A 7673-nucleotide genomic window follows, 5' to 3' on the forward strand; every position below is an offset into this window, starting at 1 on the left:
AATGGATAAAGTTTTAAGAGAAATATTTAGAAAAAGCCAATACTTTGAAGAGATAAATGAAAACAGATTCGTACCGGAGTTTCTAGGATTAATCGTTAACGGTGTAGTGGTCTATCATGTAAACTGGATTGATATTGTTGAAAATGAAATCATATTCATGCACAAGGACATACAGACCCATCCTATTGTCTCACTCGTGCTAGAAAACCTTAACTCATTGATGATTATCACATCAGAAGGAATAAAAGAAGTGTTATAATCAGTCTGTTTCAATGCATTTTGCCTTTATTTTTTGTGAAATCTCTTCCGGTGTGCCATCAGCCGGAATCACATTCCAATTGTAAGTGAATTTCCGTGACCTTTGCCTGTTCTCACGTAGGGAATCGATATTTTCGAACATTTCTGTTTCCTCATCCCTTGAACCTATTCTTCTTAATGATTCCTCAGGTGTTATGTCTAAAAAGAACATGCAGTCGGATGTGGGAAGAACAAACGCCACAATCTTGTAAACTATTGTATTAACTATATTTGGAAGGTACATTACCGCCAAGATGTATCTTGAAAAAATTAGAACATCCACATCCCTGTTGTAATAATACATATGGACTGACCTTATGGCATCAAGTCCGAAATTTATTGTTGCAAGGATGTGGTTAATCTTGCCCTGCTTTAAAAGGGCTGCTTTAGATTTTCTACCAAACTTATTGTCACTGCATGGATGTGATCTCACAACAACCTCTCTTCCCTGCTTTTTATACATTTCAGCGAGAAGGTTTACCTGTGTGTCTTTTCCTGAACCATCCAAACCGTCTATGACAATAAATTTCTTCATAAAACCACTATAAAATTTAATTATAAAGAAGGCAATTCAATTCCTTGTGCAATCGGATAGAATTCTGTGTATTTGGAATTCCTTTCGATTGGATTTCTTCCAAGGTTCCTGACCATGCTGTCAAGGGTTTCTATTGATGCCTCAACTCCATCAGGAGCACCTGAAGCAGCGGACAATTCATCTCCACCTAATGTTCCACCAAGGTCATTGGTACCGGCTGTTAATGCAACCTGTGCGAATCTGAATCCCATCTTAACCCAGGACACTTGTATGTTAGGAATCAAGTCCCTAAGCATAAGTCTTGAAACCGCATATAATTTTAAGTCTTCTGTTCCGCTGGCTCCAAGATTGGTCTGGCCTTCCAAGAATATCGGTGAGTACTCATGCATGAATGTCATTGGAATGAATTCAGTAAATCCATGAGTCTCCTCCTGCAAGTTTCTTATAATGTCAATATGTTCTACCCTTTCTTCTAAAGTCTCCACGTGTCCGTACATGATTGTTGCAGAGCCCGGAATTCCCACTTCATGAGCGGTTCTTACAGCTTCAATCCATTCGGCTACACTTACCTTTTCCGGACATATTATTTCCCTTGACCTGTCAGTCAATATTTCAGCTGCAGTGCCCGGCAATGTATCCAGTCCGGCATCACGCAATCTTTCACAGCCTTCAGCCAAATCAATGCCTGATACAACACATGCATCCCTAATCATTGTAGGTGAAAATCCGTGAATCATCACATTCGGATATTCGTCCTTTAAAAGATGCATCAGATGCTCATAGTATTCAATGTCCGCATCTGGAAGAACTCCTCCCATTACACAGAACTCATGAGCTCCCTTTTCTACCGCACCTTGGGCCTTGGCCAATATCTGCTCGTCATTCAATATGTATGCTTCAGGATCATCAGCATCCTTTCCGAATGCACAGAATCCGCATCTGACAGTACAGATATTTGTGAAGTTGATGTTACAGTTGTTAATGAATGTCACGTCGTCTCCGACGATTTGCTGTCGTAAATAGTCTGCTGTTGCTAGTAAAGGGTATAGGTCTGGTCCTTTAATATTCATTAAATGATTTGCTTCTTCAACAGTGATTTGCTCATCAAGGGATTTGGTTAAAATCCTTTCTGTTTTAGAAGAAATTGGTAGTTTATCAAACATGATTTTATATTAGTTTAAAATTAAATAAAAAGGTTTCTATTAATATAACTTAATGTATCAAAATGTACATTAATTATTTCAAAAACAGTTGAATATATTCAATACAATTAAAAAAAGATTGAATGAAAATAATTTAAATACTTTTTTATAGTATTTTATATATATTTAAAATATTAATTAATTTGTATGTGTGATAGTATGGATAGTAGTGAAGCTATTTATGATGGACTTAAAGATGCGGAAATCGACTTCATTGTCAGTTCTTCATGCATTGACCTGTCAAAATTGATTGACATGATTGATGAGGACGATGAGATAATTCATGTTCAGGCTACACGTGAAGAGGAAGGAATCGGAATTTGTGCCGGCGCGTACCTTGGAGGTAAGAGACCCACAATCCTTATGGAGAATTCAGGTCTTGGAAACTCAATCAATGCGTTGAAATCCCTCATGGAACTGTATGAATTCCCATTGCTCATTATAATGAGCCACAGAGGAAGCGAAGGAGAAAAGGATGTCAGCCATGTGCCTATGGGTGAGTCAACACCAAGAATTCTTGAGGCAATGGACTTCAAGTTCTTCAGACCTGGAAACGCTGAAGCAGGATATAATGACGTTAGACTCGGATGGGAATTATCCGAAGAGGAAGGAAAACCCGTAAGCATCCTTTTGGACAATAAGTACTGGTGATAACATGAGATACGAAGCAATTGACGAGATAATGAAAAGCATTGATGAGGAACTTGTAATCTGCAACATCGGTTTTGCGTCAAGAGAACTTTATGAAATCAATGACAGGTCCAAAAACTTTTATATGCTCGGATCAAACGGTCTTGCATCCTCAATCGGATTGGGCCTTGCACTGACCAAACCCTATGAAAAAGTAGTCATCATTGACGATGCCAAATCACTTCTCAGGAACATGGGTTCACTTGTGACAGTGTTTGAAAACAACCCAGCAAACATGACATGGATTGTTATAGACAATAGCTCTGGCTTAGAAATTCTAGATTTGGTTGACATTGCAAAAAGCGTAGGATTTAAAAATAGCTATAATTTTGAAGAAATTGATTTAAAAGAAGTTATGGACAGTACTGATGCAAGCTTCATAGTTTACAGGACAGAAGCGGGCGATTCATCTGCGCCTTTAATTGATTTGGATCCGATAACTATAAAAGAAAGGTTCATGAAATCAATCTAGCTTATGAATCTTCTCACTACAAATCCAATACCTCTACACACGCAATAATAAAACAATGCAATAATGAAAACGACAATGCATCCTCCCAGGAAAATGAAAAAAGAGGCCCTAAGCATTGACGGCAATATGAATATCATGGCATTAACGATAAATAATACTGAAATGGCCACACCAATTGCTTTTGCCTTTGACAATCTACCATCAACATATATGATATCTGAAATCAGCTCATTATAACTCAACATCATCACCCGTTAGACCTTGAGAGTTTGTAGTGAATAACATATTGCTTTTCAACTATTATCCTCATTTAAGACTTTAGACATAATATAATATATGTTTAACATTTATAAATATTATTAAGTTATTATTAAACAAACATATAGTGATATAAACAAATATAAGAAGTATATAAAAATTAATAGAAAAAGTTAACAAGTAACAATATGAATGAAAAAGAATTCTATGAGATACTTGGATTTGTTAAAATCTCACCTCATCGGGCAAACACGTTGAAATGTATCAATGAAGAATTAAAGATACCTTCACAAATCGCCAAAGACCTGGATATAAGAACAAGTCAGGTTTCATCAGCATTGGCTGACTTGAAAAAGAAAGGTTTAGTGGTGTGTGTTAATGAAAATGTTCGAAAGGGCAGATTATACAAATGCACCCCATTAGGATTGGAAATCCTGAAAAAAATTTAACATCCTATTTTTAATAGTTTTTTTTAATTATAAATCCGACTAGTTAATCGTCAAGCTAAAATAATTGAATTTACGTGCAATCGAATAGGTTAACGTGATGATGTTTAATATTTCTAAAAAAAAGAGTGTATAAAAAAAGTAAAAGAGAATTAAGTTGAACCCATCTCTTCTTCAGATCTTCTAACTAAATCTGCAAGGGAATTGCGCACATTCTCAGGAATGGAGGTATTCTCCTTGTCAGCTATGACTTGAGCTATAATCTTACATAAGACAAAAATAGCATGCTTATGTTCAGCCTTTGTCTTGTGAATATGATGTGGACTAATTTTCAGGGAGATATATTCACTGCAGTCATTGGTAATTTGGTCATCTTCAGCTAAATATTTTAAAACATATACTAAAAATTGATGTAATTGTATCATTTCGTCTTTATACATAGATATCTAACCCATAAATAACTAATTTCAGTTAGTTAAAAATTAACTCCTTAAACGTATATTGTATTATTAATAATTACTTATATTTAAATATTGCATTCAAATATTGTATTAATAATCAATTTAAATAGATTAAATAATAAAAGTACATTTATTTTTTACATCAAATTCTGTTGATTCGACAATATTAGGAAATTTGCCAAGTTTAGAACGTGATTTTCAAAAATTACATTGTTATTATGTCAATTTTACAAAATTGCAATTTCAATACTCTAACTTATAAGCTATTAAAACCATATTAAATATTATGAAAGCCTTAACCAAAATGCTCTGTTTAGTTGACGGTGAACACTACCTGCCAGTCACACAGGAAGCAATAGATACATTAAACAACCTTGAACATATTGATGTTGCAGGCGCTGTTTTTATAGGAGGAACCGAGAAGCTCAGGGACGATTCGGAAGAGTCATATTCTGAAAAGCTTGGAATTCCCGTCCAATTCGCAAAAGATAAGGACATACCATATGACATCATTGTAGAAATGATTAGAAAGTATGACATTGACACAGTATTTGACTTGAGCGACGAGCCGATACTGGACTATCCTAAAAGATTCAAGATAGCATGCAAGGTTCTAAACGAAGGAATCTCATATGAGGGACCTGACTTCAAGTTCGAGCCAACATCCCAATATGACATCATGGAAAAGCCATCAATAACAATACTTGGAACAGGTAAGCGCATAGGCAAAACAGCAGTTTCAGGTTTTGTTGCAAGACTGATAGACAAGAACGGTTATGAACCATGCGTCATTGCGATGGGAAGGGGAGGTCCTGAAGAACCGGAAATCGTTCATGGAGAGGAACTGGAAATAAATGCAGAATTCCTGCTTGCACAATCAGAAAAAGGAGTTCATGCCGCAAGTGACCATTGGGAAGATGCACTTATGAGCAGAATCCTAACCATAGGATGCAGACGCTGCGGCGGAGGAATGGCAGGTGAAGTTTTCTTGACAAACATGAAAAAAGGAGCACACCTTGCAAATAAGGTCGAATCAAAATTCGCAATCTTTGAAGGAAGCGGTGCCGCAATACCTCCAATCAAGACAAACAAGAAAATAGCATTGATCGGAGCAAACCAGCCTATTGAAAACCTGACCACCTATTTCGGACCATATAGGGTTGGACTTGGTGACCTTGTTATTCTGACAATGTGTGAAGAGCCAATGTGTTCACAGGAAAAAATCAATGAAATTGAAGAGTTTGTAAATGAAATCAACCCTGACGCAACAGTCATATCCACAGTTTTCAGGCCAAAGCCATTGGACAATATTGAAGGCAAGAATGTGCTTTTTGCAACAACCGCACCTGAAGCCGTCAAGGACAAGCTCGTGGAATATCTCGAGACAAATTACAACTGCAAAGTCGTTGGAACAACCGCGCACCTGTCAAACAGACCACTTCTTAGAGAAGACATGGCAAAATATATGGACGAAGCTGATGTCATGCTCACAGAACTTAAAGCAGCAGCAGTTGATGTTGCAACCAAGGATGCAATAGCTCACGGACTTGATGTTGTTTACTGTGACAACATTCCAGTACCTATAAGCGATTCCTATCCGGACTTAAGTGAATCAGTAATCAAATTGGTTGATTCCGCAATAGATGATTTTAACAAATCATCTTAAATTCTTTTTTTGAAAAATACCATTATCCTCACCATTATTAGAAAACTTTAATTTATAATAAAATTATATTATATTATAATGAAAACAATAGCTATTGGTGTTGGTGAAAACGAAAATATTATACAGGCTTGTCATATTTTTAAAGAAAAACACCCAAAAACAGAACTTAAATTAATCTATAAGGATGAAGACTTAGTGAAAGCAGTTTTGGATGATAAGATAGATGGAGTTATCCGTGGATCTCTTCCAGCTTCCAATATCATGAAAGAACTCAAACAACACTACCCTAACCTGTCCAGAGCAACCTATGTTCATGGAGACGAATATGAATTCCTATTGAGTCCTGTCGGAATCGATGAGGGAAACACTGTTGAGGAAAAGTTTGACATAGCAATGAACTGTGCAGAATTCCTTAAGAAAGTCGGTAAAGAACCTAAGATTGCAATTCTTGCAGAAGGAAGGGAAGATGATTTCGGAAGAGGAAGTGAAGTATCCAATTCAATCAAAGACGCTAAAAAATTAACAAAAATGATTGAAGAAACCTCCGAAGACGTTAAAAACTACTTTATACTAATTGAAAAAGCGATAAATGATAAGAACAATGTTATCATTGCACCTAACGGAAGAGTTGGAAACATAATTTTCAGAACACTTGTATTGCTCAGCTCATGGCCAAGCTACGGTGCGGTAACATTTGGAATAGACAGGACTTATATCGATACCAGCCGAGACCAAAGCATTGAAGGATATGTTCGCAGCTTAACATTAGCAAATGATTTAGCTAAAGACTAAAAAAAATTCAATTCAAGGGATTTAAATGGCAGAGAATATACTTTATAGACTATATGAATGGTACATCACCCGTGACTTAAAACCGGAAAAGATGCCAAAGCATGTAGCTATAATTATGGATGGTAATAGGAGATACTCCAAACTCCAGGGAAACATGGATGTCATCAAAGGCCATGAGATTGGAGTCGACACCTTGGAAAAGGTATTGGACTGGAGTATTGAACTAGGAATTGAAATCATTACCGTATATGCTTTTTCCACTGAAAATTTCAACAGACCAGAACATGAAGTCGAAGGTTTAATGAATCTATTCGTTAAAAACTTCAAAAGACTAGTAGACCACGAAAAAATACACAGAAACGAAGTGAAAGTTAAAGTTGTAGGTAAAACCGAATTGATTCCTGAAAGTGTGCGTGAAGCGATTAAGGAAGCTGAAGATGCCACAGCCCATTATGATAAAAGATTATTTAACATAGCTATTGGATACGATGGGCGTTTGGAAATCATCGATTCATTCAAAAAGATAATTGAACAGGTCCAAGCCGGTGAAATCACCATTGATGATGTTGATGAAGAGCTTGTAAGCAAAAACCTTTACACCGGAGGACTTGAAGATCCTAACCTCATCATAAGAACAAGCGGAGAGGAACGCTTAAGTGGATTTTTACTATGGCAATCTTCATATTCCGAACTGTACTTCTGTGAAACATTATGGCCTGAACTGAGAAAAGTTGATTTCATAAGGGCAATAAGATCATATCAGGAAAGGGAAAGACGTTTTGGTGTATAAACATGATTGATACACATTGCCATATTGATTTTGAGGATTTTGACAGTGACCGTGAGGAAGTCAT

At 36.4% G+C, this 7673-nt stretch carries 11 protein-coding genes; 7 read left to right on the forward strand and 4 right to left on the reverse strand.

Features of this window, described 5'->3' with window-relative positions; genetic code table 11:
• Position 1 precedes the first annotated feature (1 nt).
• Positions 2 to 259: a hypothetical protein gene (locus tag E7Z78_RS06765; protein WP_303724406.1), complete on the forward strand. Its 258-nt coding sequence runs from the start codon at positions 2 to 4 to the stop codon at positions 257 to 259.
• Here the strand turns inward: E7Z78_RS06765 and E7Z78_RS06770 are convergent, their stop codons facing one another.
• A complete protein-coding gene (locus E7Z78_RS06770) occupies positions 260 to 832 on the reverse strand; it encodes a thymidylate kinase (RefSeq protein ID WP_303724407.1) in 573 nt (190 codons plus the stop codon).
• A 20-nt stretch (positions 833 to 852) separates the two neighbouring features.
• Positions 853 to 1995, reverse strand: a complete 1143-nt coding sequence (gene cofH, locus E7Z78_RS06775; protein WP_303724408.1) for a 5-amino-6-(D-ribitylamino)uracil--L-tyrosine 4-hydroxyphenyl transferase CofH — start codon at positions 1993 to 1995, stop codon at positions 853 to 855.
• A gap of 198 nt (positions 1996 to 2193) precedes the next feature.
• Here cofH and comD point away from each other — a divergent pair, with 198 nt between their 5' ends.
• Both comD and E7Z78_RS06785 read left to right on the forward strand, forming a co-directional pair.
• A complete protein-coding gene (gene comD / locus E7Z78_RS06780) occupies positions 2194 to 2685 on the forward strand; it encodes a sulfopyruvate decarboxylase subunit alpha (RefSeq protein ID WP_303724409.1) in 492 nt (163 codons plus the stop codon).
• Between the two features lie 4 nt (positions 2686 to 2689).
• A complete protein-coding gene (locus E7Z78_RS06785; RefSeq protein ID WP_303724410.1) occupies positions 2690 to 3196 on the forward strand; it encodes a thiamine pyrophosphate-dependent enzyme in 507 nt (168 codons plus the stop codon).
• On the opposite strand, the gene E7Z78_RS06790 is transcribed toward E7Z78_RS06785, so the two are convergent.
• Complete coding sequence (locus E7Z78_RS06790) at positions 3193 to 3438, reverse strand: hypothetical protein (RefSeq protein WP_303724411.1); 246 nt, start codon at positions 3436 to 3438, stop codon at positions 3193 to 3195. The two genes, E7Z78_RS06785 and E7Z78_RS06790, sit on opposite strands and share 4 nt — an antisense overlap.
• A 204-nt stretch (positions 3439 to 3642) precedes the next feature.
• On the opposite strand from E7Z78_RS06790, the gene E7Z78_RS06795 reads away from it, so the two are divergent.
• Complete coding sequence (locus E7Z78_RS06795; protein ID WP_303724412.1) at positions 3643 to 3903, forward strand: MarR family transcriptional regulator; 261 nt, start codon at positions 3643 to 3645, stop codon at positions 3901 to 3903.
• Positions 3904 to 4052: 149 nt separating this feature from the next.
• Here the strand turns inward: E7Z78_RS06795 and E7Z78_RS06800 are convergent, their stop codons facing one another.
• The gene (locus E7Z78_RS06800) at positions 4053 to 4340 is read right to left on the reverse strand and encodes a UPF0058 family protein (RefSeq protein WP_303724413.1); all 288 of its coding nucleotides are present in this window, start codon (positions 4338 to 4340) and stop codon (positions 4053 to 4055) included.
• A gap of 307 nt (positions 4341 to 4647) precedes the next feature.
• Between E7Z78_RS06800 and E7Z78_RS06805 the strand changes: the two genes are divergently transcribed.
• The 3 genes from E7Z78_RS06805 (at position 4648) to uppS (ending at position 7609) form a co-directional block, all read left to right on the forward strand.
• Complete coding sequence (locus E7Z78_RS06805; RefSeq protein WP_303724414.1) at positions 4648 to 6027, forward strand: 2,3-diphosphoglycerate synthetase; 1380 nt, start codon at positions 4648 to 4650, stop codon at positions 6025 to 6027.
• A 78-nt stretch (positions 6028 to 6105) separates the two neighbouring features.
• A complete protein-coding gene (gene mtxX, locus E7Z78_RS06810) occupies positions 6106 to 6819 on the forward strand; it encodes a methanogenesis marker protein Mmp4/MtxX (RefSeq protein ID WP_303724415.1) in 714 nt (237 codons plus the stop codon).
• 25 nt (positions 6820 to 6844) lie between these two features.
• A complete protein-coding gene (gene uppS, locus E7Z78_RS06815) occupies positions 6845 to 7609 on the forward strand; it encodes a polyprenyl diphosphate synthase (RefSeq protein ID WP_303724416.1) in 765 nt (254 codons plus the stop codon).
• Positions 7610 to 7673: the final 64 nt, after the last annotated feature.

It is taken from the genome of Methanobrevibacter thaueri (genome assembly GCF_015062915.1).
GTDB classification, from domain to species: Archaea; Methanobacteriota; Methanobacteria; order Methanobacteriales; family Methanobacteriaceae; genus Methanocatella; species Methanocatella thaueri_B.